This window comes from Streptomyces sp. CB02261, assembly GCF_001905665.1.
In the GTDB taxonomy this organism is placed as follows: domain Bacteria; phylum Actinomycetota; class Actinomycetes; order Streptomycetales; family Streptomycetaceae; genus Streptomyces.
The window spans coordinates 190803-213737 of sequence record NZ_LIVX01000010.1 but is presented as its reverse complement, the minus strand read 5'-3'; the positions used below and the strand labels follow the sequence as shown (position 1 = coordinate 213737).

Below are 22935 nucleotides of genomic sequence, written 5' to 3'. Positions count from 1 at the left end.
CCTCGGAGTTGAGCCAGTTCACTTGACGTTCTCCTTGGCGTCGGCGCCGAGCAGCCGCTCGACGTACTTGGCGATGACGTCCACTTCGAGGTTGACCGGGTCGCCGCTCTTCTTGATGCCGAGGGTGGTCAGGTCGAGGGTGGTGGGGATGAGGCTGATGGTGAACCAGTCGTCGGTGACCTCGACGACGGTGAGGCTGACGCCGTCGACCGTGATCGAGCCCTTCTCGACGACGTAGCGGGAGAGGTGGGCGGGCAGGCCGACCTTGACGAGTTCCCAGTGCTCGGACGGGGTCCGCTCCAGGATGGTGCCGGTGCCGTCCACGTGGCCCTGGACGATGTGACCGCCCAGGCGGCCGCCGACGGCCATGGGCCGTTCCAGGTTGACCCGGGAGCCGATCTCCAGGGCGCCGAGGCTGGACCGCTTGAGGGTCTCGGCCATGACGTCGGCGGTGAACTCGCCGTCGCCGAACTCGACGACCGTGAGACAGACACCGTTGACGGCGATGGAGTCGCCGTGCTGCGCGCCTTCCGTGACCAGGGGGCCGCGCAGTCGGAAGCGGGAGGCGTCCTCCAGCTGCTCGACGGCGACGACCTCGCCCAGTTCTTCGACGATTCCGGTGAACACGGTCAGGCTCCCTTGAGGGTGGCGGTGATGCGGAGGTCGGATCCGATGTGCGCGGTCTCGGTGACGTCGAGCCGCAACGCGTCGGTGATGGTGCTGATTCCCGCGTCGGCGAGGGCCGCCGGGCCGGCGCCGAGGAGGACGGGGGCGAGATAGCCGACGACCTCGTCGACGGCGCCCGCGGCGATGAAGGCGCCCGCGAGGGTGGGGCCGCCTTCGAGGAGGACGGAGCGGACACCGCGCGCGTGGAGGGCGTCCAGGAGGGCGGGTACGGACAGGCCGCGCTCGGCACGGGGGAGGCGTACGACCTCGGCGGTGACGGCTCCGGCGGCCGTGGTGAGCGGGCCCTCGGCGTCCTCCGCGATCGCGATCAGGGTGGGCGCCGCGTCGTCCAGGATCCGGGCGCCGGGCTTCACGGCGGAGGCCTCGGTGTCGACGACGACCCGCAGCGGCTGGACCGCTCCCTCGACGTCGCGCACGGCCAGGTGGGGATCGTCGGCGCGGGCGGTGCCGGAGCCGACCACCACGGCGTCCGCCTCGGCGCGCAGCCGGTGGACGTCGGCGCGGGACTCGGCGGAGGAGATCCAGCGGGAGGTGCCGTCGGCGGCGGCGATCCGGCCGTCGAGGGTGGCGGCGTACTTCCACCGGACGAAGGGGCGCCCGCGGCGTACGGAGGTGAGCCAGGCGATGTTGACGGTCTCGGCCTCGTCGGCGAGAAGGCCCTGGGAGACCTCGGTCCCGGCGGCGCGCAGGGTGTCGGCACCGCCCGTGGCCTGCGGGTTCGGGTCGCCGACCGCGTACACGACACGGCTGATCCCGGCCTCGATCAGGGCCTGGGCACAGGGGCCGGTGCGACCGGTGTGGTTGCAGGGTTCGAGGGTGACGTAGGCGGTCCCGCCGCGGGCGAGGACGCCGGCCTCGCGCAGGGCGTGGACCTCGGCGTGCGGGCCTCCGGCGCGCTGGTGCCAGCCCTCGCCGACCCGGTGTCCGGAGGCGTCGGTGATGACGCAGCCGACGACGGGGTTGGGGCTGGTGGCGCCGAGTCCGCGGGCGGCGAGCTCGACGGCGCGTCGCATGGCGGTGGTGTCGGCCTGCTGGGCCACCGGGTCCTCCTGCCTCTTCGGGCACGGACTCCGGGGCCTGTCGATGACGACAGAGAGCGGATACGACACCTGGCGCAGGGTGCGCCGAGGCCGGCGTCGCGTGGTACGCCGAGGACGGCGACCAGCGGACGTACGGCCGGCACACCCCGGAAAGGGGTCGCCCGCCGCGCACTGCCTCCCATCCGGACTTTCACCGTCGGTCCAGGAATCTCACCTGGTCAACCGGCCGCTGGCTGCGGACGGGTCGCGGACTATACCGCCGGTTCGGAATTACACCGACCCCGGAGTGCGCTGCTGCTGATACAGGGCCAGTGTGCCACGACCTGCCTGGGGCGATACGACCGAATTCCTGTGGGCTGGCTCACACGACACCCCCAAGGCCTCTTTGGTCCAGACCTATTGACGCACTGGTCTAGTCCTCTTAATCTCCGTGTCACCTCCGAGGAACGGTCCGGCGGGGTGCGCACTCTCCGGGCCCAACACGACCCACCCCCTTGTTCGTTGTGTTCTACGACTCCCCCCGCGCCCCGAGGGCGCGGCGGGCTCCACCCCAGGAGGACCCGATCGTGTTGTCCCCCACCACGAAGAGAGCCTCGCTGCTCGCTTCCGGCGCGGCCGTCACCGGGCTGCTGCTCAGCTCGCTGGCCGGCGGCGTCTCGTACGCGGCCGACAACGAGTCCTGTCGCCCCGACGGGCTCTACAAGACCCCGGGCGTCGACGTCCCGTACTGCTCGGTCTACGACACCGAGGGCCGCGAGAAGATGGGCGCCGACCACCAGCGCCGCGTCATCGGCTACTTCACCGGCTGGCGCACCGGCAAGAACGGCCAGCCCGCGTACCTGGCCAAGGACATCCCGTGGGAGAAGATCACCCACATCAACTACGCCTTCGGGCACATCGGCGGGGACAACAAGCTCTCCGTCGGCGCGGACGGTCCGAACAACGCGGCCACCGGGATGACCTGGCCCGGTGTCGCCGGAGCCGAGATGGACCCCGCGTACGCCTACAAGGGCCACTTCAACCTGCTCAACAAGTTCAAGAAGCAGCACCCGAACGTGAAGACGCTGATCTCGGTCGGCGGCTGGGCGGAGACGGGCGGGTACTTCGCCGACAACGGCGACCGCGTGAACTCCGGCGGCTTCTACTCGATGGCCACCAACGCCGACGGTTCGGTCAACCAGGCCGGGATCGACACCTTCGCCACCTCGGCCGTCGACTTCATCCGGAAGTACGGGTTCAACGGCGTCGACATCGACTACGAGTACCCCACGACCATGAAGGACGCCGGCAACCCGCTCGACTGGCAGTTCGCCAACGCGCGCCGCGCCGGGCTCGTCCAGGGCTACGCGGTCCTCATGAAGTCCCTGCGCGAGAAGCTGGACAGGGCCGGCGCCGCCGACGGCAAGCACTACCTGCTGACCGTCGCCGCCCCCTCCTCCGGCTACCTGCTGCGCGGCATGGAGACCTTCCAGATGCAGAAGTATCTGGACTACGTCAACATCATGTCCTACGACCTGCACGGCGCCTGGAACGAGTACGTCGGGCCGAACGCCTCCCTCTTCGACGACGGCAAGGACGGCGAGCTCGCCGCCGCCAACGTCTACGGCTCGGCGCAGTACGGCAGCATCGGCTACCTCAACACCGACTGGGCGTACCACTACTTCCGCGGTTCGATGCCGGCCGGCCGGATCAACATCGGCCTGCCCTACTACACCCGCGGCCACAAGAACGTGCAGGGCGGCACCGACGGCCTGTGGGGCAAGGCCTCCGCGGCCACCTGCCCGGCCGGAGCCGGTCTGACCAAGTGCGGTGACGGCGCCGTCGGCATCGACAACCTGTGGCACGACAAGGACACCAACGGTGCCGAGTCGCCCGCCGGCTCCAACCCGATGTGGCACGCCAAGAACCTCGAGAAGGGGATCGTCGGCGACTACGTCACCCAGTACGGCTTCCCGGCGGGCACCACGCTGACCGGCACCTACACCCGCAAGTACGACGCGACCCTGGTCGCGCCGTGGCTGTGGAACGCCCAGAAGAAGGTCTTCCTCTCCACCGAGGACGAGCAGTCGGTGGCCGCGAAGGCCGACTACGTGGTCGCCAAGGGCATCGGCGGCACCATGGTCTGGGAGATGGCCGGCGACTACGCCTGGAACGCCGCCAAGGGCCAGTACGAGATGGGCTCCACGCTCACCTCGCTGATGTACGACAAGTTCAAGGCGGCCACCCCGTACGGCGCGAAGAAGTCGAACAAGGCGCTGCCGACCCAGGCCGTGAAGATCGACGCCCAGTTCACCGAGTTCAAGCTGGGTGACTCGAACTACCCGATCACCCCGAAGATCAAGATCACCAACAACACGGCGGCGACCCTGCCGGGCGGCACGGAGTTCCAGTTCGACTACGGGACCTCGGCCCCGGCCAACGCCTCCGACCAGTCGGGCTTCGGCACGAAGGTGATCAGCAGCGACCACACGGGCTCCAACGTGGGCGGCCTGAAGGGCGACTTCCACCGCGTCTCCCTGAAGCTTCCGGCCTGGCAGTCCCTCGCCCCGGGCGCCACGGTCGACCTGGCGTTCAACTACTACCTGCCGGTGTCCACCCCCTCCAACTGGACGGTGAACATCAACGGCACGACGTACGCCCTCGCCGGTGACCTGGCGCGCGGTACGACGGTGGTGGAGCCGGGCTCCACGACCCCGCCGACCACGCCTCCGACCACGCCGCCCACCACCCCGCCGACGACTCCCCCGACCACGCCTCCGACGACGCCGCCCACCACGGGCTGCGGCTCGGTCCCGGCGTACGTGGCCGGCACGGTCTACAACGCGGGCAACGAGGTCTCCCACAACGGCCGCAAGTACAGGGCCCAGTGGTGGACCCAGAACGAGACCCCCGGCACCACCGGTGAGTGGGGCGTCTGGAAGGACCTCGGCGCCTGCTGACCCACCCCGAGAACCCCCGGCGGCGGAACCTCACGGCCCTTGCCGCCGCCGGGCCCCCTCCGCGCCGCGCCCCCCTGTCCGGGGCGCGGCGCGTCCGCGTTCCCCGGGGGCCGGGAACGGGGTGGGCCGTCCGCGTCCCCCGGGGGCCGGGGACGGGGTGGGCCGTCCGCGCTCCCCGGGGTCACCGGGCGCGGGCGGCCGTTACGGGAACAGCTCGTCCTGCGCCGCGTCACGGGCGCGCAGCAGGGCGCCGCGGAGGACGGCCGTGTCGCCGAGGCTGGTGGGCCGGACCTCCGTACGGAGGGGCGAGAGGGCCGCGAGGACGGACTCGACGCGGGCGGCGAGCCCGGCACCGCCCTGGTGGCCGGTCTCCCCGGCGAGGACCACGCAGCCGGGGTCCAGGACGGACACGATCGCGGCCGCTCCGACGGCGAGGCGGTGGGCGAGGGCGTCCAGGAAGGGCTCGTGTCCCGAGGCGAGCGCCCCGGTCGGGTCGAGTCCGTGCGCGGTGGCGAGGGCCTCGACGGCGGCCGCGCAGGCCAGCTCGTGGAAGCCGCCCTCGCAGCCGGTGGCCGAGGGCAGGCCCGAGGTGCCCGGCACGGGTAGGAAGCCGACCTCGCCGGCGCCGCCCGAGGCCCCGCGGCGCAGCCGCCCGTCGAGGACGACGGCGGCGCCGACGCCCTGGCCGAGCCAGAGCAGGACGAAGTCCTCGCGGTCGCGGGCCGCGCCCGCGCGCAGCTCGGCCACGGCGGCGAGGTTGGTCTCGTTCTCTACGAGCACATGGGCCGGCAGCCGCTCCTGGAGGACGGCGACCAGGCGCCGGTGCCAGGCGGGCAGTCCCGTGGAGTCGCGCAGTTCGCCGGTGGCCGGGTCGATGAGTCCGGGGGCTCCGACGGCGACGGTGTGCAGCCGGTCGGCGCCCGCCTCCTTCACGGTCCGCTCCAGGAGGGTGACGGCCTTCTCCACGGCCGGGCCCGTGCCGCTGTCGTCGCCGACGGGGACGGACGCCTCGGCGAGGGTGGTGCCGAGCAGGTCGGCGACGGTGACGGAGACCGAGCGGGTGCGGACGTCGAGCGCGGCGAGGTGCGCGCGGTCGGCGACGATCCCGTACAGCTTGGCGTTGGGGCCCCGGCGCTCGGCTCCGGACTCCCCGACGACGTGGACGAGCCCGGAGCCCTGGAGCCGTTCGACGAGGTCGGCGACGGTGGGCCGGGAGAGCCCGGTGAGGGTCTTGAGCTGAGTGGCCGTCAACGGGCCCTCGCCCTGGAGCAGTCGCAGGGCGAGCCGGTCGTTGATGGCTCGTGCGGTGCTCGGGGATGCGGCCATGCGGCGATCCTCTCAGACTCGTGGGGACGGGACAGCCCACTGCGGTCTATTTATCAGGCAGGGTTCCTGATAGTTTACGCGGCACACCACGATCCCCGGGAGGGCCCATGGCGGCGGAGACCGTCACCAGCACCGATCGCCTGCGGCGGGCGCGCTTCGCGGTCGCCGCCGTGTTCTGCGTCCACGGCGCCGTCACCGGCAGCTTCGCGACCCGGATCCCCTGGATCCAGGAGCACGCGGGCGTGAGCGCCGGACAGCTCGGGCTCGCCCTCGCCTTCCCCGCGCTGGGCGCCTCGCTCGCGATGCCGCTCGCCGGGGCCATCGGCCACCGCTTCGGCGCCCGCACGGCCCTGCGCGGCCTGCTCGTCCTGTGGACGCTCTCGCTGACCCTGCCCTCGCTCGCGCCGAACATCTGGGGGCTGTGCGGGGCGCTGTTCGTCTACGGCGCCACCGCGGGCATGTCCGACGTCGCGATGAACGCGCTCGGCGTCGAGACCGAGAACCGGCTCGGCAAGTCCATCATGTCGAGCCTGCACGGCATGTGGAGCGTCGGCGCCCTGATCGGTTCCGCCGCCGGCACGGTCGCCGCCCACCTCGGCGGCGACGCCCGGCTCCACCACCTCGTCGCGGCCCTGGTCCTCACCGCGCTCGGCCTGTTCTTCTGCCAGGGCGTGCTCGACGTGCGCAGCACCCCCGACGAGGAGGCGCCGCCGCGCTTCTCCCTGCCGCCGAAGTCCGCGCTCGTCATCGGCGCGATCGGCTTCTGCGGCGTGTTCGCCGAAGGCGCCAGCCTCGACTGGTCGGCCGTCTACCTCCGGGACGAGCTGGGCAGCTCGGCCGGGCTCGCGGCCGCCTCCACCACCGCCTTCGCGCTGACGATGGCCGTGGCCCGACTGGTCGGCGACCGGGTCGTGGACCGCTTCGGCGCGGTCCGTACCGTACGCGTCGGGGGCGTCGCCGCCACCGTCGGCGGGCTCATGGTCGTGTTCGCCCCGCACGCCGCCCTGGCGATGGCCGGATTCGGGCTCATCGGGCTCGGCATCGCCGTCGTCGTCCCGCTCGCCTTCGCGGCGGCCGGGCGCAGCGGCCCCAACCCCAGCCAGGCCATCGCGGGCGTCGCCACCATCACGTACACCTCGGGCCTGATCGCCCCCTCGGCCATCGGCGGCATCGCCGACGCGACCTCGCTGGTCTTCTCCTTCGGCCTGGTCACCCTGCTCACCCTGGGGCTCGTGCTCGGCGCGGGCGTGCTCAGGACCGACGGCCGGAAGGCGGCGTCGACCCCGGCGGCGACCTCGGCGAAGGCGTCGGGGCCGGTGGGCGGCTAGGGGCGTACCCAGGGGCGCGGGCCGATCGGCGAGACGGCCCCCGGGACCGGACCCGTTCTCCGGATCACGCCCGCCGTCGGCGCACGGCTCCCACCTGCGGTGGCGCATACCATGTGGCTGATCTTTCGCGGTCGCGACACGGCCGCCGGAACCGGAGAACGGGAGCGACCTCATGAACCTCGGCGTGCGCTGGAGTCTGCACGGCGACGGGCGAACACCCGCTCCCGGAGCCGTCGTCCGCCCGGACGAACGCCTCTCCTGGCCCCGTACGGTCGGCCTCGGCGCCCAGCACGTGGTGGCCATGTTCGGGGCGTCGTTCGTCGCCCCGGTCCTCATGGGTCTGGACCCGAACCTGGCGATCATGATGTCCGGTGTCGCGACCGCGATCTTCCTCCTCGCGACCCGCGGCACCGTCCCGTCCTACCTGGGCTGCTCGCTCTCCTTCGTCGGTGTCGCCGCCGCCATCAGGGCCTCCGGCGGCACCAGCGCCACCGTGACGGGCGCCGTCCTCGTCGTGGGTGCGGTGCTCTTCCTGGCGGGTCTCGCGGTGAGGAGGTTCGGCGCGCGGATCATCCACGCGGCGATGCCCCCGATCGTGACCGGCGCCGTCGTCATGCTGATCGGCTTCAACCTGGCGCCGGTGACCGCCTCGACGTACTGGCCGCAGGACCAGTGGACGGCGCTGCTCGTGATGCTGTTCACCGGTCTCGCCGTGGTCTGTCTGCGGGGCTTCTGGTCGCGGATCGCGATCTTCCTCGGCCTGGTCTTCGGCTACGGCATCTCCTGGGTCTTCGACCTCGTCTTCGGCAAGATCCACTCGATGTCCCCGGCCGGCCAGGTCACCGACCACTGGCGGCTCGACCTCTCCGGCGTCTCCCAGGCCGACTGGATCGGCCTGCCCTCGTTCCACGGCCCGAGCTTCGAGTGGTCCGCGATCCTGGTCGCGCTGCCCGTGGTCATCGCCCTGATCGCCGAGAACGCCGGACACGTCAAGGCCGTCGGCGAGATGACCGGGGACAACCTGGACGACAAGCTCGGCACCGCGATCGCCGCCGACGGCGCCGCCTCGATGCTGTCGACGGCCGTGGGCGGTCCGCCGAACACCACCTACTCCGAGAACATCGGCGTCATGGCCGCCACCCGCGTCTACTCGACCGCCGCCTACTGGGCCGCGGCCGGCTTCGCCCTGCTCTTCGGCATCTGCCCGAAGTTCGGCGCCGTCGTCGCCGCCATCCCCGGCGGTGTCCTCGGCGGCATCACCGTGATCCTGTACGGAATGATCGGCCTGCTCGGCGCCCAGATCTGGATCAACGCCAAGGTGGACCTGCGCAACCCGCTCAACCTGGTCCCGGCCGCCGCCGGCATCATCATCGGCGTCGGCGGGGTGAAGCTGACCTTCACCGACACCTTCGAGCTGGGCGGCATCGCGCTCGGCACGATCGTCGTCATCACCGGCTACCACGTGCTGCGCGCCTTCGCCCCGGCCCACCTCAAGCAGCAGGAGCCGCTGCTGGACTCGGGGACCAGCTCGTACGAGAGCACGTCCGGCGAGGGACCGTCGGCGAAGAGCTGACTGATTCGCCCGTTCTGGGGAAGCCGGGCCGAGACGGTTCCCTCCCGGGCCGCCTCCTGGGACGCTGCCCCCATGGCGCAGACCACGCAGATCGGGCAGTTCACCGCCGTCGACCCGGTGGTCGAGCGGATGCGCACCATCCGCTCGGCCTGGCATCCGACCGACGGTGTCGCCGTCTTCAACCGGGTCTATCTGACGGTCACGGAGGAGATCGGGCACGCCATCGAGTCCGGCGCCTTCGCCGACCGACGGGCGGCCTCGACCCTCGACGTGCGCTTCGCCGAGCGCTACCTCGCGGTCGTCGACTCCGCCGCCACCGGCGGCCCCGCCCCGGCGTGCTGGCGGCCGCTCTTCCGCTACCGTCGCCATCCCGGCGTACGGCCGCTGCAGTTCGCGCTGGCCGGCATCAACGCGCACATCGGGCACGACCTCGCGCTCGCCGTGGTCGACACCTGCCGGGCCCTCGACTGCGCGCCGGCGGATCTGGAGGACGAGTTCGACCGCGTCGGCGACATCCTCGTGCTCCTGGAGGAGCGGATCCGCGAGGAGGTGATGCCGGGCCCGGACCTGCTGGACATCACGGACCCGCTGACGCATCTGCTGGGCTGCTGGAGCCTGGACCGGGCCCGCGACGGAGCCTGGCTGGCCGCCCGCTCGCTCTGGCAGCTGCGGGAACTGCCCGACCTGGCCGAGGAGTTCAGGGAACGCCTCGACCGGTCGGTCGGCCTGGTGGGGCGGATGCTGCTCACCCCGCTGAGCCCGCGCGGCTGAGACCGCCGGAGGGTCAGTCCTCCGGCAGCTCGACCGGGGCGATCTCGTCGTACACGTCACCCGGGCCCGGGTTGGTGCCGTCGGTGGCGCCGCCGAAGTGGTGCATCACGCCCCAGACGGCGTTGAGCGCCGTCTGCACCGCGCCCTCGGCCCAGCCGGCCGTCCAGGAGATGTCGTCGCCTGCGAGGAAGATGCCCCGCTTGTCCTCGGGCAGCCGGTCCTGCATGAAGTGGGTGAACAGACGCCGCTGGTAGCGGTAGTGACCCGGCAGGTTCGCCTTGAACGCGCCCATGAAGTAGGGCTCGTTCTCCCAGGACACGGTCACCGGGTTGCCGATGATGTGCTTCCGGATGTCGACCTTCGGGTAGATCTCCCCGAGCGACTTCAGCATGACCTCCATCCGCTCGTTCGCGGAGAGCGGCAGCCACTTCAGGCTGTCGTCGCACCACGTGTACGAGAGGCAGATGACGGCCGGCTTGTCCGGGCCCTCGTCCAGGAGGTACGTGCCGCGGGTCATCCGGTCGGTGAGCGTCATCGACATGACGTCCCGCCCGGTCTCCTCGTCCTTGTCCAGCCAGAACGGGCGGTCGACCGGGACGAAGAGCTTGGAGCTCTCCATGTAGTGGGTGCGCTCGATCGCCGTCCAGTGGTCGATCGGGAAGAGCGAGTCGTCGCAGGCGATCTTGGAGAGCAGCATCCAGGACTGCGCGGTGAAGATCGCCGCCTGGTACGTGCGGATGTCGCCGGAGGCGTCGGTGACGGTGATCCGGTTGCCGGCGGTCCGGTTGAGCCGGGTCACGGCAGGCTTCGGGGCGCCCTCGTGGAGGGAGCTCAGCGAGGTGCCCTGCGCCCAGTGGACGATCTTCTCGGGCTCGCGCTCCCACAGGCGCAGCGGCAGCTGCTGCGAGCCGCCCACGATGCCTCGGTGGTGGTCGTCGGCCTCGGTGTAGACGACGCGGAGGATCTCCAGGATGGAGTTGGGGAAGTCGGTGTCCCAGCCACCGGTGCCGAAGCCGACCTGGCCGAAGATCTCGCGGTGCCGGAAGGACTTGAAGGACTCCGACTCGCAGAGGAAGCCGTAGAAGGTCTGGTTGTCGAGCTTCTCGACGAGCTTCGACCAGATCTCGCGGATGCGCGGGACGTCGCGCTCGCGCATGGCCTGGTTCATGTCGGAGAAGTCGGCGCCCTCGTCCAGACAGGCGTTCCACGCGTTCATCACGTCGCGGTAGACCTGCGGGAGGTCGTCGACGGTGGTGGCGTAGTGGGACTCGCCCTTGAGGTCGACGACGGTCGACGGGGTCGACTCGGCCAGCGGGTTCGGGAAGGGCTTGGTCTCCAGGCCGACCAGGTCGATGTAGTGCTGGAGCGCGGTCGAGGAGGGCGGGAAGCGCATCGCGCCCATCTCGGCGGTGAGGCCCTCGGTGGCGGTGCCCTCGAAGCCCACGGTCCGCAGCCGGCCGCCGATCTGGTCGGCCTCGTAGACGACGGGCTTGAGGCCCATCTTCATCAGCTCGTACGCGGCGATGATGCCGGAGAGCCCGCCGCCGATGACGGCGACCTCGGTGCCGTGCTCGGTGGCCGGTATCTGGCCGAGCCCGGCCGGGTGGGCCAGGAAGTCGTCGTACGCGTACGGGAAGTCCGGACCGAACATGGTGATCGGCGGCTGGCCGTCGCTGTGGGGGACGGCGGTCGTGGGCACCGTGGACGTCATGGGGTACGGACTCCTTGCACGAAGAAGGTGAGGCAGGTCAGGAAGGCGGGAGGGGGCGGCTCAGACGAGGGAGCCGTAGAGCCCGGGGCGGCGGTCGGCGAGGTACGGGTTGCCCGCGCGCGAGGCCGCGAGGAAGGCGGGGTCGACGTCGCCGAGGACGAGGTCCTCACCGCGGCCGGCGCGGGCGCGGGCGGTGCCGTCGGGGCCCGCGAGGGTGGAGAGGCCCACGAACTCGAAGTCGCCCTCGGGGCCGGTCCGGTTGGCGTACGCGATGTAGAGCTGGTTCTCGAAGGCGCGTACGGGCACGACGGACTCGGCGACGATCTCGGCGGGGTGCATGAGCGCGGTCGGCACGAGGAGGAGGTCCGTGCCGGCCAGCGCCTGCGCCCGTACGTTCTCGGGGAACTCCACGTCGTAGCAGATCATCAGGCCGACGGTGAGGCCGCCGAGCTCGGCCTGCACGACGCTCTGCTCGCCGGGCGTGAACCACTGGGTCTCGAAGCCGCCGTAGAGGTGGGTCTTCCGGTAGTGCGCGAGCACCTCGCCGTCGGCGCCGACGAGCTGGGCGGAGTTGTGGAGCACCCCGTGCCGCTCGGTGTTCCGCTCCGGGTAGCCGTAGCCGACGGCCAGGCCGTGGCGCACGGCGATGGCGGCGACGGCGCGGGCCGAGGGACCGTCGGCCGGTTCGGCCAGGCGTGCCATGTCGGCGCCGATGGCGTACCCGGTGAGGAAGAGCTCGGGGGCGAGCAGCAGACCCGCGCCGGCGGCGGACGCGCGGGCGGCGGCCTCGTCGAGGATCTTGAGGTTGGCGGCCACGTCACCGAGCTCGCCGGAGCTCTGGAGCAGGGCGGTGCGCAGCGCGGGCATGGGTGATCCTCGGGGGTCGGAGTACAAGGGGAAGACGTCAAAAACGGTACGGTTTCGCACTCCACCGGGACAAGGCGCCAGCGTTGCGGACCGACCGTCGAACCGTTGCGCGATTCGCGGAACGCGCGGCGATTCGTTGCGTACGGCTCCGCCCGGGGTCGCGGTCCGTCTCCGCCGCGCGGCGGAGACGGAACCGTCCTGCGGCTCGACGCCGGGCGGCGGGCGGCGCGGAAGAGTGGTGGTCGTCCGGAGAAACCCGGACGACCTGCCGAAAGGACCGAGTCGCCATGAACCGCCGTACGAAGATCGTCGCCGTCTCCGCCGCCGTCCTGCTCACCCTGGGGGCCGGGGGTATGGCCGCCGCCTCGGCGGCGGACAGCCACATCCCCGCCGCGGCCCCGGCCGCCGTCCCGGAGGCCGCCGCGCTGACCGGCTCGGCCAAGCTGTACCGCCCGGCCGGGGACGACATCACGTTCTCCTTCGACGCGCATCTGGCGGAGAAGGACCGGCAGGATCCGATGAAGGCCACCGGCACCTTCCGGTTCAGCCACTACAAGGGCGACCGGGGCGGATACGCCGAGGTGAAGGTGGACTGCCTCACCACGGGCGGCAAGGTGGCCGTCGTGTCCGGCGTCGTCGTCGAGACGGACGTGAAGGAGTTCCGGAAGGCGCGGGTGGGCGTCACGGTGCACGACGTCCCCGGCGGCGACCGGCTCGGCTACACCTGGATGACCGCCGACCCGCAGAAGGACAAGGTGCCGCCGTGCGTCAGCGGCGCGCCCTTCGAGAAGGTCGAGAAGGGCACGGGCGAATTCGAGGTCGTGCCCTGGGAGTTCGTCTACCCGACCGAGTAGACCGCCCCACGGGGGTGGGCGGGCGGAGGGCGGTGCGGGAACCACGGCCCGCACCGCCCCGGCACCCCCTAGGCGGGTGAGCCCGAGGAGAAGCGGCGCAGCAGGGGGGAGAGGACCAGGACGGACTTGGTGCGCTCCACGAAGGGCTCGCCCGCGATCCGTTCCAGGACCCGTTCGAAGTGCCGCATGTCCGAGGCGAAGACCTGGACGACGGCGTCCGCGTCGCCGGTGACGGTCGACGCGGACACCACCTCGGGGTACCGCTCCAGACCTCGCCGGATGTCGTCCGGCGAGGTGTTGTGGCGGCAGTAGATCTCGACGAACCCCTCGGTCTCCCAGCCGAGCGCCGCCGGGTCCACCCGTACGGTGAATCCGGTGATCGCGCCCTCGGCCCGGAGCCGGTCCACGCGCCGCTTCACGGCGGGCGCGGAGAGGCCGACGAGCGAGCCGATGTCGGCGTAGCTGCGGCGGGCGTCTTCCGCGAGGGCGTGGACGATGCGTTCGTCGAGGTCGTTGAGTCGCACTACGGGTGGATCACTTCTCTGCTGAGGTCTCTGCCACGGTCGGCGCGGAGGCCAGTCGGGAGCGGCGCATGCCGTACAGGAAGTAGAACACGAGGCCCGCCGCCATCCAGGCACCGAAGTACACCCAGGTGATCAGGTCGAGGCTGTACATGCTGTATCCGCAGCAGAGGAAGCCGAGGACGGCGAAGACGGGGCCGAACGGGACCTTGAAGGAGCGCTCCATGTCGGGGCGGGTGAAGCGGAGCACCACGACGGCGACGTTGACCAGCGCGAACGCGAAGAGCGTGCCGATGCTGGTGGCGTTCACCAGCTCGCCGAGGGGGACGACGGCCGCGAGACCACCGCAGAGCAGCGAGACGATGAGGGTGTTGGTGCGGGGGGTGCCGGTCTTCGCGTCGACCTTGCCGAAGACCTTGGGCACGAGTCCGTCGCGGGACATCGCGAAGAGGATGCGGGTCTGGCCGTAGAGGACGGTCAGGACGACGCTGGCGATGGAGATCACGGCGCCGGCGGCGAGCAGGGTGCCCCAGAAGCTCTGGCCGGTGACGTCGTTCATGATCGCGGCGAGCGTGGCGTCGCTGCCCGCGAACTTCTTCCAGTCCCAGGCGCCGACGGCGACGGCCGCCACGAGGACGTACAGCACGGTGACGATGACGAGCGAGAGCATGATCGCCCGGGGCAGGTCGCGCTTGGGGTTCTTCGCCTCCTCGCCGGCCGTGGAGGCGGCGTCGAAGCCGATGTACGAGAAGAAGAGGATGGCTCCGGCGGCGCCGACGCTGCCGATGCCGAGCGGCATGAAGTCCGCGTAGTTGCCGGACTTGAAGCCCATGAAGCCGACGGCGCAGAAGAGCACCAGGGCGGCGATCTTCACCACGACCATGATCGTGTTCGCGCGGGCCGACTCCTTGGCGCCGCCGAGCAGGAACAGCATCGCGAGGACGACGACGATCAGCGCCGGCAGGTTGAAGACACCGCCGTCACCGGGCGGCGCGCTGAGCGCGTCGGGGAGCGTGACGCCGATCGTGCCGTCGAGCAGCTCGTTCAGGTACTCGCCCCAGCCGACGGCCACTGCGGCGACCGACACGCCGTACTCGAGCATCAGACACCAGCCGCACACCCAGGCGACAAGTTCACCCAGTGTTGCGTACGCATACGAGTAGGAAGAGCCCGCGACGGGGATGGTGCCCGCCAGTTCGGCGTACGAGAGGGCCGAGAAGAGCGCGGTGAGACCGGCGAAGACGAAGGCGAGCGTCACCGCCGGACCGGCCTCGGGAACGGCCTCGCCGAGGACGACGAAGATGCCGGTGCCGAGGGTGGCGCCGATGCTGATCATGGTCAGCTGCCACATGGAGAGCGAGCGGCGGAGATTGCCGCCCTCGCCCTGCCCACCCTCTGCGACCAGCTGTTCCACCGGCTTGCGACGGGTGAGCGCGCCGAGAGCGGAGGTCTTGGGGGTGGTCGTGTCGACGACCGGTGGGGCTGCGCCGTGGTCCAGCACTGCGGAGGCTCCTTATCGCTGCCTGTAGGCGGGGCGAGGACCGCGGCGGTACGTGGGCATGACGCGTCAGGCCCACGGGGGAAGGGGAACCGCCGAGCAGACGGTCGCCGCCACTCCTGGTACGAGGCATGAGCCTAAACGCCAGAGGTTCGCACTCGTAATGCAGGGTTGTTGCGCACTGCCGGATGATCATTGCGCGCTTCGAGCGCAGACGGGGAAACATTGCGCTCCCCCGCATGAATCGACACATCAGGGTGTGAACCGGTGCCCGCGCGCGCATGGACTCCTCATGACCCTTGACCGACGACGCGAGCCTTTGACCACCCCACGGACGGAGGCCCCGGTGGGCCGGCTCGACCCGGCGCCGTTCCTGCGGGGCACTGCCTGGCTGGACGGCGGCCGGCCGGTGCGGGCGGACCCGGCCGACCTGGACCGGCTGCCGTGGGACATCGCCGCGCGGGCCGCGCTGCCCATCGGCGTACGGCTGGAGTTCACGGCCGCGCCCGGTACGCGCGCGGTGCGGCTGCGATACCGGGCCACCGTCCCGGAGGCGGGCGACCCCCTGGCCGGGCTGCGCCACTGCTTCGCCCTGTGGAGCGGTACGCGATTCGTCGGCGAGACCTGCGCCGACCCGGCCACCGAGGCCACCGTCACCGTCCCGCTGCCCCCGGGCGGCGGCGTCTTCACGCTCCACCTCCCGGAGGGGCAGGCCCCGGTGCCGCTGGCCCTGTGGGCCGTCGGCGGCGCGATCTCCCCCGCCCCGGCGCGGCCCCGCTGGCTGGTCCACGGCGACTCGATCACCGAGGGCTGGTGGTCGACCCGCCCGGCCCACTCCTGGCCCGCGACGGCGGGACGGCTGCTCGACGTCGACGCCGTGAACCTCGGGTTCGCGGGCGGGGCGCGCGGCGAGCTCGTGCTCGCCGAGCATCTGGCGCGGCTCCCGGGCGACCTGATCACCCTGGCCTTCGGCACCAACTGCTGGTCCCGGGTGCCCGCGACGGCTGACTGGATGTACGCCACCGTCCGGGCCTTCGTCGGTCTGGTGCGCCAGGGCCATCCGGACACCCCGCTGCTCATCGTCTCGCCGGTGCTGCGCCCGGACGCCGAGCACACCCGCAACGCCCTCGGAGCCACCCTCACGGAGCTGCGCAGGGCCATGGAGCGGGCGGGCCGGGACCTGGCCGCCGAGGGCGACGAGCGGCTCCTGGTCCTCCCGGGGCGGCCGCTGCTCGGCCCGGAGCACCTCGCGGACGGGCTGCACCCGAACGACACGGGCCACGCGCGGATCGCGGCGGCCGTGGCGGAGGTGCTGCGGCCGTGCGTGCCGCTCAGCCGTCCGGAGCCGTCAGGGACCTGACCAGGAACGTGCAGGAGTCGGCTTCCTCGTGGGCGCGGCCGTCCGGGTCCGTCCAGCTCCAGCGGTCGGTGTAGGCCACGACGGGCCGATATCCGAGCCGGGCGTAGAGGGCGGCCGCGCGTGGGTTGTCGCGGGCCACGCCGAGCCCCAACGCCGTGCGGCCACGCGTCCGGGCCAGGTCCTCGGCGGCGCGGATCAAGGCCGTACCGATGCCCTGACCGCGCAGCTCCGCCCGTACGTCCAGGCCGTTGAACTCGGGACAGTCGCCGAGCTCAGCCCGTACCTCGGGAGCGGCGCAGCCGTCCCAGCGGAGCTGTCCGTGGCCGACGGGCACCCCGTCCCGCCGGGCGAGGAGGTAGGTGCCGCTCCCGGCCTCCTGGCGGGCGAACCGGCCGGCATGGCGGGTCGGCGCCCCGGGGGCGGGCAGGTGACGGTCGAGCAGGGGTACGTCCTCGGCGCGGCAGGGCCCGATCTCCAAGCGGTCCATGGGGCGACCGTACGGGAACGCCGTGGGCCCCCGGGAGGAATTTCCCGGGGGCCCACGGCGTACGGCGACGAGCGATCGGCTCGGTCGGCGGCGACTAGCTCCAGCTGGCGTGCAGCGGCTTGCCCTCGGCGTAACCGGCGGCGGACTGGATGCCGACCACGGACTTCTCCTCGAACTCGGCGAGCGAGCCGGCACCGGCGTAGGTGCAGGAGGAGCGGACGCCCGCGATGATCGAGTCGATCAGGTCCTCGACGCCCGGACGGGCCGGGTCGAGGAACATGCGCGAGGTGGAGATGCCCTCCTCGAACAGCGCCTTGCGGGCGCGGTCGTAGGCGGACTCGTCGGAGGTCCGGTTCTTGACCGCGCGGGCGGAGGCCATGCCGAAGGACTCCTTGTACGCACGTCCCTGGGCGTCGTGCTGGAGGTCGCCCGGGGACTCGTACGTGCCGGCGAACCAGGAGCCGATCATCACGTTGGAGGCACCGGCGGCGAGCGCCATGGCGACGTCGCGCGGGTGCCGGACACCGCCGTCGGCCCAGACGTGCTTGCCGTACTTCTTGGCCTCCGCCGCGCACTCCAGGACGGCCGAGAACTGCGGGCGGCCGACGCCGGTCATCATGCGGGTGGTGCACATGGCGCCGGGGCCGACGCCGACCTTGATGATGTCGGCGCCCGCCTCGATGAGGTCCTTGACGCCGTCGGCGGCGACGATGTTGCCCGCGACGATCGGGACCTGCGGGTCGAGCGCCCGTACGGTCCGGATCGCGGAGATCATCGACTCCTGGTGGCCGTGCGCGGTGTCGATGACCAGCGTGTCGACGCCGGCGTCGAGCAGCTGCTTGGCCTTGCCCGCCACGTCGCCGTTGATGCCCACGGCGGCCGCGATGCGCAGCCGGCCGTTCTTGTCGACGGCAGGGCTGTAGAGCGTCGCGCGCAGCGCGCCCTTGCGGGTGAGGATGCCGACGAGCTTGCCGTCGGCGTCGACGGCCGGGGCGTAGCGCCGGTTGGCGGCGTCGAGGGTGTTGAACGCCTCGCGCGGGTCGATGCCGGCGTCCAGGAGCAGCAGGTCCTTGGACATGACCTCGGAGAGCTGGGTGAAGCGGTCGACGCCGGAGAGGTCGGCGTCGGTGACGACGCCCACGGGGCGGCGGTTCTCGTCGACGACGACACCGGCGTCGTGGGCGCGCTTCGGCAGCAGCGAGAGCGCGTCGGCCACGGTCTGGTGCGGCTCGAGCTCGATCGCGGTGTCGAGGACGTGGTGGCGGCTCTTGACCCAGGCGATGACGTCGGTGACGACCTCGATCGGGATGTCCTGCGGGATGACGACCAGTCCGCCGCGGCGGGCGACGGTCTCGGCCATCCGGCGGCCGGCGATGGCGGTCATGTTGGCGACGACCAGCGGGATGGTGGTCCCGCTTCCGTCCGGCGAGGAGAGGTCCACGGCCTGGCGGGAACCGACGGCCGAGCGGCTCGGCACCATGAACACATCGTCGTACGTCAGGTCGTAGGGCGGCTTGACGTCATTGAGGAAACGCACGTGCTGACATCCCAGTCGTTCGGATCGGCCCCTAGGCATTTCAGCCAGGGGAAAAAGCACGTAGTTCATTCTCCCACGCCGGTACGGATACCGGCCCCGGGCTAATCGTCCGAGCCTTGCGCGGGCCTGTCTGTCGGATCCTCCAAACCGCCGAGCGAGAGGAGGACGGTGAGGCCCTCCACGCTGGCGCGGGCCGCCGCGGAGAACACCTCCTCGGCGATCCCCCACTCGTCGGGGCTGGCCTCCGCATAAGCCTGCCAGCCGGTGACCACGATCGCCATGGGTCGTCGCATATCGGCGAGGCAGTCGGCGAGGGCGTCCCAGTTGCGTCCGAACCAGACCGGCAGCGGGAGGGCGCGCACGCAGCGGTTCATGAAGGCGGTCTTGTCGGTGACCCCGTGCAGGTCGAGCACGACGGGGCGGGACAGGTCGGGGCTCTGTCCCCCGCTGTGGGTCGCGTTCATGCTCCGACCACCTCCCGGAAGCTCTGGTAGTGGTCGTCGGTGTAGTACGTCTCCCCGCTCAGGCCGGTGACGATGCGCCGGGCGCCGCGGTCCCGCTCGCCGGGTGTCCGGACCGTGTACTCGCGGTAGTGGCCGCGGGGACGCCGCGGCAGGAGCCGCTCGACGTTGCCGAACACGGCCCCGTCCCTGGCGTACGGGAAGGGCCCGCCCCGCGCGATGAGCGCCAGCGTCTCCCGCGCCTCGGGTGGCAGGTCCGCGACCCGGACCACCGGCAGTGTGGAGGCCCTGCTCGCAGGCGCCGACGCGGCGCGCGGGGCGGAGGCCGTCTCGCCGCCCGAACACCCCGTGAGGAGGAGCGAGAGGCCGGCGAACAGCGCGAGCACGGCCCGGGCGCACCTGAGGGTCATGCGCCCGATGCTGCCAGGGCGCCGCCCGGGTCACGGCGCGGACGCGCCGCCCCGACGGGCGGCCGACTACAGGCGGGCGCCGACCCCGATGGACGGCCGGCCCCGCTGGTGACCTCCGCTGCCGTCCGGGTCCGGTGGGGCCTCAGCTGCCGTCCGGGTCCGTCCGGTCGAGGGCGGGGTGCGTGCCCGGGCTGGACTCGGTGAGGAGGTAGTCCGCCGCGGCCCGGTCGGTCACCAGGCTGGTGACGAGTCCGGAGCGGAGCACCGCGCCGATCGCCGCCGCCTTGCGCTGGCCGCCCGCGATCGCCACGACCTCGGGGATGCGGCGGAGCCGGTCCGCCTCGACGGTGATGCAGCGCTCGCCCAGATCGCGACCGACGCGCCGCCCGTCGGCGTCGAAGAGGTGCGCGGACATCTCGGCGGCGACGCCGAGCGAGGCGTAGTGGGCGCGCTCCTCGTCGGAGAGCATGTCGTGGACGGTCGAGATGCCCGGCTCCCAGGAGCCGATGGAGACACAGGCCACGGTGACCTTGTCGAAGTACTCGAAGGCCCGCGCGATGCCGGTCTGGTTGCGCAGGGCGGCCGCCGTCGCCGGGTCGGGCAGGAGCATGGGCGCGTAGATCGGGTGGGCCTCGCCGCCGGAGACCTGGGCGGCGCGGCGTACCGCCTCGACGGAGCCGCGCTCGGCGGTCCCGGCGTCGTACACCCCGGTGAGCTGGACGACCGTGCACGGCGGCAGCCGGTCGAGGGCCGCCGCCATGTGGATGGTGGAGCGGCCCCAGGCCAGGCCGAGGACGTCTCCCTCGGCGACCAGCTCGCCGAGCAGGTCGGCCGCGACCTCGCCCAGGTTCTCCGGGTCGGGCGACTCGTCCTCGCCCTCCGCCGGGGACTCGACGACGACGGCGTGGCGGAGTCCGTAGCGGGCGCGGAGCGCGTCGGAGCGCTCGGCGTCCAGCTCGGCCGGTACGCGGATCTCGATGCGCACGAGGTCGCGCTCCAGGGCGGTCTCCAGGACCCGGGCCACCTTGAAGCGGCTCACGCCGAACTCCTCGGCGATCTGGATCTTGGACTTGCCCTCGAGGTAGAAGCGGCGGGCCATGGCCGCCGCCTGCACCAGCTCCGCGGGGCCCATCCGCAGGGCTGACCGTCCCGCCGACATACCCGCCACCGCGATCTCCTCACTGCTGTTTCATGTACCGCTGTTTACGTTCACACTGGGGACTCGCCGTTCATCCTGTCAGATCCGGCGTGCCTTGATCAGTCCTGTCGGCGGCCCGACGGGCCGCGTTCATCCGCCGGAGGCTCAGTGGCCACATGCCCACGCGGCGGTGGCCGTCACGGCGTCCGCGCGCGCCCTGAGGGAGGCCACGGCGGCGGCGGGATCCGCCGCGCCGTAGACCGCGGAACCCGCGACGAAGACGTCCGCGCCGGCCTCGGCGCACCGCTCGATCGTGGACTCGGCGACCCCGCCGTCGACCTGGAGCCACAGCTCCAGACCGTGCTTGGAGATCAGCTCCCGGGTGCGGCGGATCTTGGGCAGCATGATGTCGAGGAAAGCCTGACCGCCGAAGCCGGGCTCGACCGTCATGATCAGCAGCATGTCGAGCTCGGGGAGCAGGTCCTCGTACGGCTCGATGGGCGTGGCCGGCTTGAGCGCCATCGAGGCCCGCGCGCCCTTGGCCCGGATCTCCCGGGCGAGCCGGACGGGTGCCGCCGCGGCCTCGACGTGGAAGGTCACCGAACCGGCGCCCGCCTCCACGTACTGGGGCGCCCAGCGGTCGGGGTCCTCGATCATCAGGTGGCAGTCGAGGGGGGTGTCGGTCGCGCGGGCGAGCGACTCCACGATCGGCACGCCCAGGGTCAGGTTGGGCACGAAGTGGTTGTCCATCACGTCGACGTGCAGCCAGTCGGCCCCGTGTACGGCCTTCGCCTCCTCGGCGAGCCGGGCGAAGTCCGCGGACAGGATGCTGGGGTTGATCTGCGCCATGTGCCAAGCCTCCCACGTTCTTGGGTACTTCTTTGCCGCCGAGCGGTTTCGGTGCCGGTCCAGACCACTTTCGGTACGAAGCGACGAGCCGGGGACCGTACAGACCGGGAGATTGCGGGCGGACGGCGGGGGGCTCGGCGACCGAACGGTCAGGCGGTACGGCGGATCAGCGCCAGGTACATGGCGTCCGTACCGTGCAGATGCGGCCAGAGCTGGAGGTCGGGTCCGTCGCCGAGTGCCGGGACGCCCGGCAGCAGCGGACGGGCGTCGATCAGCTCGGCGCCGCCGACCTTCTTCAGGACGTCGTCGACGACGATCCGGGTCTCGGCCAGGTGCGGCGAGCAGGTCGCGTACCCCACGACCCCGCCGACGCGCACCGCGTCGAGCGCCTCCGTGAGGAGCGCGCGCTGGAGCGGGGCGAAGCCGTCGAGGTCCTCGGGCCGGCGGCGCCAGCGGGCCTCCGGGCGGCGGCGCAGGGCGCCGAGGCCCGAGCACGGCACGTCCATGAGGACCCGGTCGAAGGAGCCGGGACGCCACGGCGGGCGGGTGCCGTCGGCGGCGATCACCTGGTACGGGCCGGGGTTGCCGGCGAGGGCGCGCTCGACCAGGCGGGCGCGGTGCGGCTGCTTCTCGGAGGCGAGCAGGGCGGCGCCCCGCTCGGAGGCGAGCGCGGCGAGGAGGGCGGCCTTGCCGCCGGGCCCCGCGCAGCCGTCGAGCCAGCGGGTGTCGGGGCCGTCGAGGGGCGCGTTCGCGAGGGCGATCGCGACGAGCTGGCTGCCCTCGTCCTGGACGCCGGCCCTGCCGTCCTTCACCGCCTCGATGGCGCCGGGCTCGCCGCCCTCGGCCATCCGCAGGGCGTACGGGGACCAGCGGCCCGGCAGGGTCTCGGTGGCCGCGGCGAGCTCCTCCGTGGTGGAGCGGCCGGGACGGGCGACGAGGGTGACCTCGGGGCGCTCGTTGTCCGCCTCCAGGAGGTCCTCGATCCCGGCGCGGCCGCCGCCGAGGGAGTCCCAGAGCGCCGAGACGACCCAGCGGGGGTGCGAGTGCACGACGGCGAGGTGGTCCTCGGGGTCCTTGTCGTACGGCGGGGCGACCTGCGCCACCCAGGCGTCGAGGTCCTGCTGCGAGATCTTCCGCAGCACGGCGTTCACGAACTTGGCGCGCCCGTCGCCCAGCACCACCCGGGCCAGCTCGACGCTGGCGGAGACGGCGGCGTGGGTGGGGATCCGGGTCCCGAGCAGCTGGTGCGCGCCGAGGGCGAGCACGTCGAGCACGGGCGGGTCGACCTCGCGCAGCGGGCGGTCGATGCAGGCCGAGATGATCGCGTCGTACGTCCCCTGGCGGCGCAGCGTCCCGTACACGAGCTCCGTCGCCAGCGCCGCGTCCCGCCCGTCGAAGTCGCCCTTCTCGCGCGCCTTCTTCAGGAGCGGCGGCAGCACCAGGTTCGCGTAGGCGTCCCGCTCGTCCACCGCCCTCAGCGCCTCGAAGGCGAGCATCCGGACGGGGTCCTTCTGGGGCCGCCGGTAGGGCTTGGGGGGACGGCGACGTGCCTGCTCGCTCAAAGGTGCTCCGCGGGAA

The 22935-nt window shown here is 72.1% G+C and carries 20 protein-coding genes and 1 riboswitch; of the genes, 6 read left to right on the top strand and 14 right to left on the bottom strand.

The genetic code is table 11. The features are described from left to right. Positions 1 to 18: 18 nt before the first annotated feature. Positions 19 to 627, bottom strand: coding sequence for a riboflavin synthase (locus AMK29_RS29435; protein ID WP_073818716.1), 609 nt, complete (start codon positions 625 to 627; stop codon positions 19 to 21). A gap of 2 nt (positions 628 to 629) precedes the next feature. Beyond that, complete coding sequence (ribD, locus tag AMK29_RS29430; RefSeq protein WP_073818714.1) at positions 630 to 1727, bottom strand: bifunctional diaminohydroxyphosphoribosylaminopyrimidine deaminase/5-amino-6-(5-phosphoribosylamino)uracil reductase RibD; 1098 nt, start codon at positions 1725 to 1727, stop codon at positions 630 to 632. A gap of 164 nt (positions 1728 to 1891) precedes the next feature. Further along, positions 1892 to 2021, bottom strand: a riboswitch (FMN riboswitch). A gap of 272 nt (positions 2022 to 2293) precedes the next feature. Here ribD and AMK29_RS29425 point away from each other — a divergent pair. Further along, complete coding sequence (locus AMK29_RS29425; protein ID WP_073818712.1) at positions 2294 to 4666, top strand: chitinase C-terminal domain-containing protein; 2373 nt, start codon at positions 2294 to 2296, stop codon at positions 4664 to 4666. Positions 4667 to 4867: 201 nt separating this feature from the next. Here AMK29_RS29425 and AMK29_RS29420 read toward each other — a convergent pair whose 3' ends face one another. Then, positions 4868 to 5992 (bottom strand): ROK family transcriptional regulator, encoded by a 1125-nt coding sequence (locus AMK29_RS29420; RefSeq protein WP_073818710.1) that lies wholly within the window; start codon positions 5990 to 5992, stop codon positions 4868 to 4870. A 107-nt stretch (positions 5993 to 6099) separates the two neighbouring features. Between AMK29_RS29420 and AMK29_RS29415 the strand changes: the two genes are divergently transcribed. The 3 genes from AMK29_RS29415 (at position 6100) to AMK29_RS29405 (ending at position 9664) form a co-directional block, all read left to right on the top strand. After that, entirely contained in the window at positions 6100 to 7320 is a 1221-nt protein-coding gene (locus AMK29_RS29415) for an MFS transporter (RefSeq protein ID WP_073818708.1), read from the top strand. A 172-nt stretch (positions 7321 to 7492) separates the two neighbouring features. Then, positions 7493 to 8893, top strand: coding sequence for a uracil-xanthine permease family protein (locus AMK29_RS29410; protein ID WP_073818706.1), 1401 nt, complete (start codon positions 7493 to 7495; stop codon positions 8891 to 8893). A 72-nt stretch (positions 8894 to 8965) separates the two neighbouring features. Continuing rightward, complete coding sequence (locus AMK29_RS29405) at positions 8966 to 9664, top strand: DUF5995 family protein (protein ID WP_073818704.1); 699 nt, start codon at positions 8966 to 8968, stop codon at positions 9662 to 9664. A gap of 13 nt (positions 9665 to 9677) precedes the next feature. Here the strand turns inward: AMK29_RS29405 and AMK29_RS29400 are convergent, their stop codons facing one another. After that, positions 9678 to 11375 carry a flavin monoamine oxidase family protein gene (locus tag AMK29_RS29400; protein WP_073818702.1) on the bottom strand — a complete coding sequence of 566 codons (1698 nt, stop codon included), beginning with the start codon at positions 11373 to 11375 and terminating at the stop codon, positions 9678 to 9680. 60 nt (positions 11376 to 11435) lie between these two features. Further along, positions 11436 to 12242: a carbon-nitrogen hydrolase family protein gene (locus tag AMK29_RS29395; protein WP_073818700.1), complete on the bottom strand. Its 807-nt coding sequence runs from the start codon at positions 12240 to 12242 to the stop codon at positions 11436 to 11438. Positions 12243 to 12529: 287 nt separating this feature from the next. Between AMK29_RS29395 and AMK29_RS29390 the strand changes: the two genes are divergently transcribed. Beyond that, on the top strand, positions 12530 to 13096 hold the full coding sequence (locus AMK29_RS29390) for a Repetin (RefSeq protein ID WP_073818698.1): 567 nt from the start codon (positions 12530 to 12532) through the stop codon (positions 13094 to 13096). Between the two features lie 68 nt (positions 13097 to 13164). Here AMK29_RS29390 and AMK29_RS29385 read toward each other — a convergent pair whose 3' ends face one another. Both AMK29_RS29385 and AMK29_RS29380 read right to left on the bottom strand, forming a co-directional pair. Then, a complete protein-coding gene (locus tag AMK29_RS29385; RefSeq protein WP_015032260.1) occupies positions 13165 to 13620 on the bottom strand; it encodes an Lrp/AsnC family transcriptional regulator in 456 nt (151 codons plus the stop codon). A gap of 10 nt (positions 13621 to 13630) precedes the next feature. Then, on the bottom strand, positions 13631 to 15118 hold the full coding sequence (locus tag AMK29_RS29380; RefSeq protein ID WP_073818696.1) for an amino acid permease: 1488 nt from the start codon (positions 15116 to 15118) through the stop codon (positions 13631 to 13633). 343 nt (positions 15119 to 15461) lie between these two features. Here AMK29_RS29380 and AMK29_RS29375 point away from each other — a divergent pair, with 343 nt between their 5' ends. Then, positions 15462 to 16475, top strand: a complete 1014-nt coding sequence (locus AMK29_RS29375) for a GDSL-type esterase/lipase family protein (RefSeq protein WP_073818694.1) — start codon at positions 15462 to 15464, stop codon at positions 16473 to 16475. Here AMK29_RS29375 and AMK29_RS29370 read toward each other — a convergent pair. From AMK29_RS29370 to AMK29_RS29340, 7 genes are all read right to left on the bottom strand, one after another. Further along, a complete protein-coding gene (locus AMK29_RS29370) occupies positions 16447 to 16962 on the bottom strand; it encodes a GNAT family N-acetyltransferase (protein ID WP_079197183.1) in 516 nt (171 codons plus the stop codon). The two genes, AMK29_RS29375 and AMK29_RS29370, sit on opposite strands and share 29 nt — an antisense overlap. A 94-nt stretch (positions 16963 to 17056) precedes the next feature. Beyond that, positions 17057 to 18499, bottom strand: coding sequence for a GuaB1 family IMP dehydrogenase-related protein (locus tag AMK29_RS29365; protein WP_198942356.1), 1443 nt, complete (start codon positions 18497 to 18499; stop codon positions 17057 to 17059). A gap of 101 nt (positions 18500 to 18600) precedes the next feature. Continuing rightward, on the bottom strand, positions 18601 to 18963 hold the full coding sequence (locus AMK29_RS29360; RefSeq protein WP_073818690.1) for a barstar family protein: 363 nt from the start codon (positions 18961 to 18963) through the stop codon (positions 18601 to 18603). Beyond that, positions 18960 to 19370 carry a ribonuclease domain-containing protein gene (locus AMK29_RS29355; RefSeq protein ID WP_073818688.1) on the bottom strand — a complete coding sequence of 137 codons (411 nt, stop codon included), beginning with the start codon at positions 19368 to 19370 and terminating at the stop codon, positions 18960 to 18962. The genes AMK29_RS29360 and AMK29_RS29355 overlap by 4 nt, the downstream gene beginning before the upstream one ends. A gap of 142 nt (positions 19371 to 19512) precedes the next feature. Continuing rightward, positions 19513 to 20529: a sugar-binding transcriptional regulator gene (locus AMK29_RS29350; protein WP_073818687.1), complete on the bottom strand. Its 1017-nt coding sequence runs from the start codon at positions 20527 to 20529 to the stop codon at positions 19513 to 19515. A 144-nt stretch (positions 20530 to 20673) separates the two neighbouring features. Beyond that, positions 20674 to 21357, bottom strand: coding sequence for a ribulose-phosphate 3-epimerase (rpe, locus tag AMK29_RS29345; RefSeq protein WP_073818685.1), 684 nt, complete (start codon positions 21355 to 21357; stop codon positions 20674 to 20676). A gap of 149 nt (positions 21358 to 21506) precedes the next feature. After that, entirely contained in the window at positions 21507 to 22919 is a 1413-nt protein-coding gene (locus AMK29_RS29340; RefSeq protein WP_073818683.1) for an RsmB/NOP family class I SAM-dependent RNA methyltransferase, read from the bottom strand. Positions 22920 to 22935 lie beyond the last annotated feature (16 nt).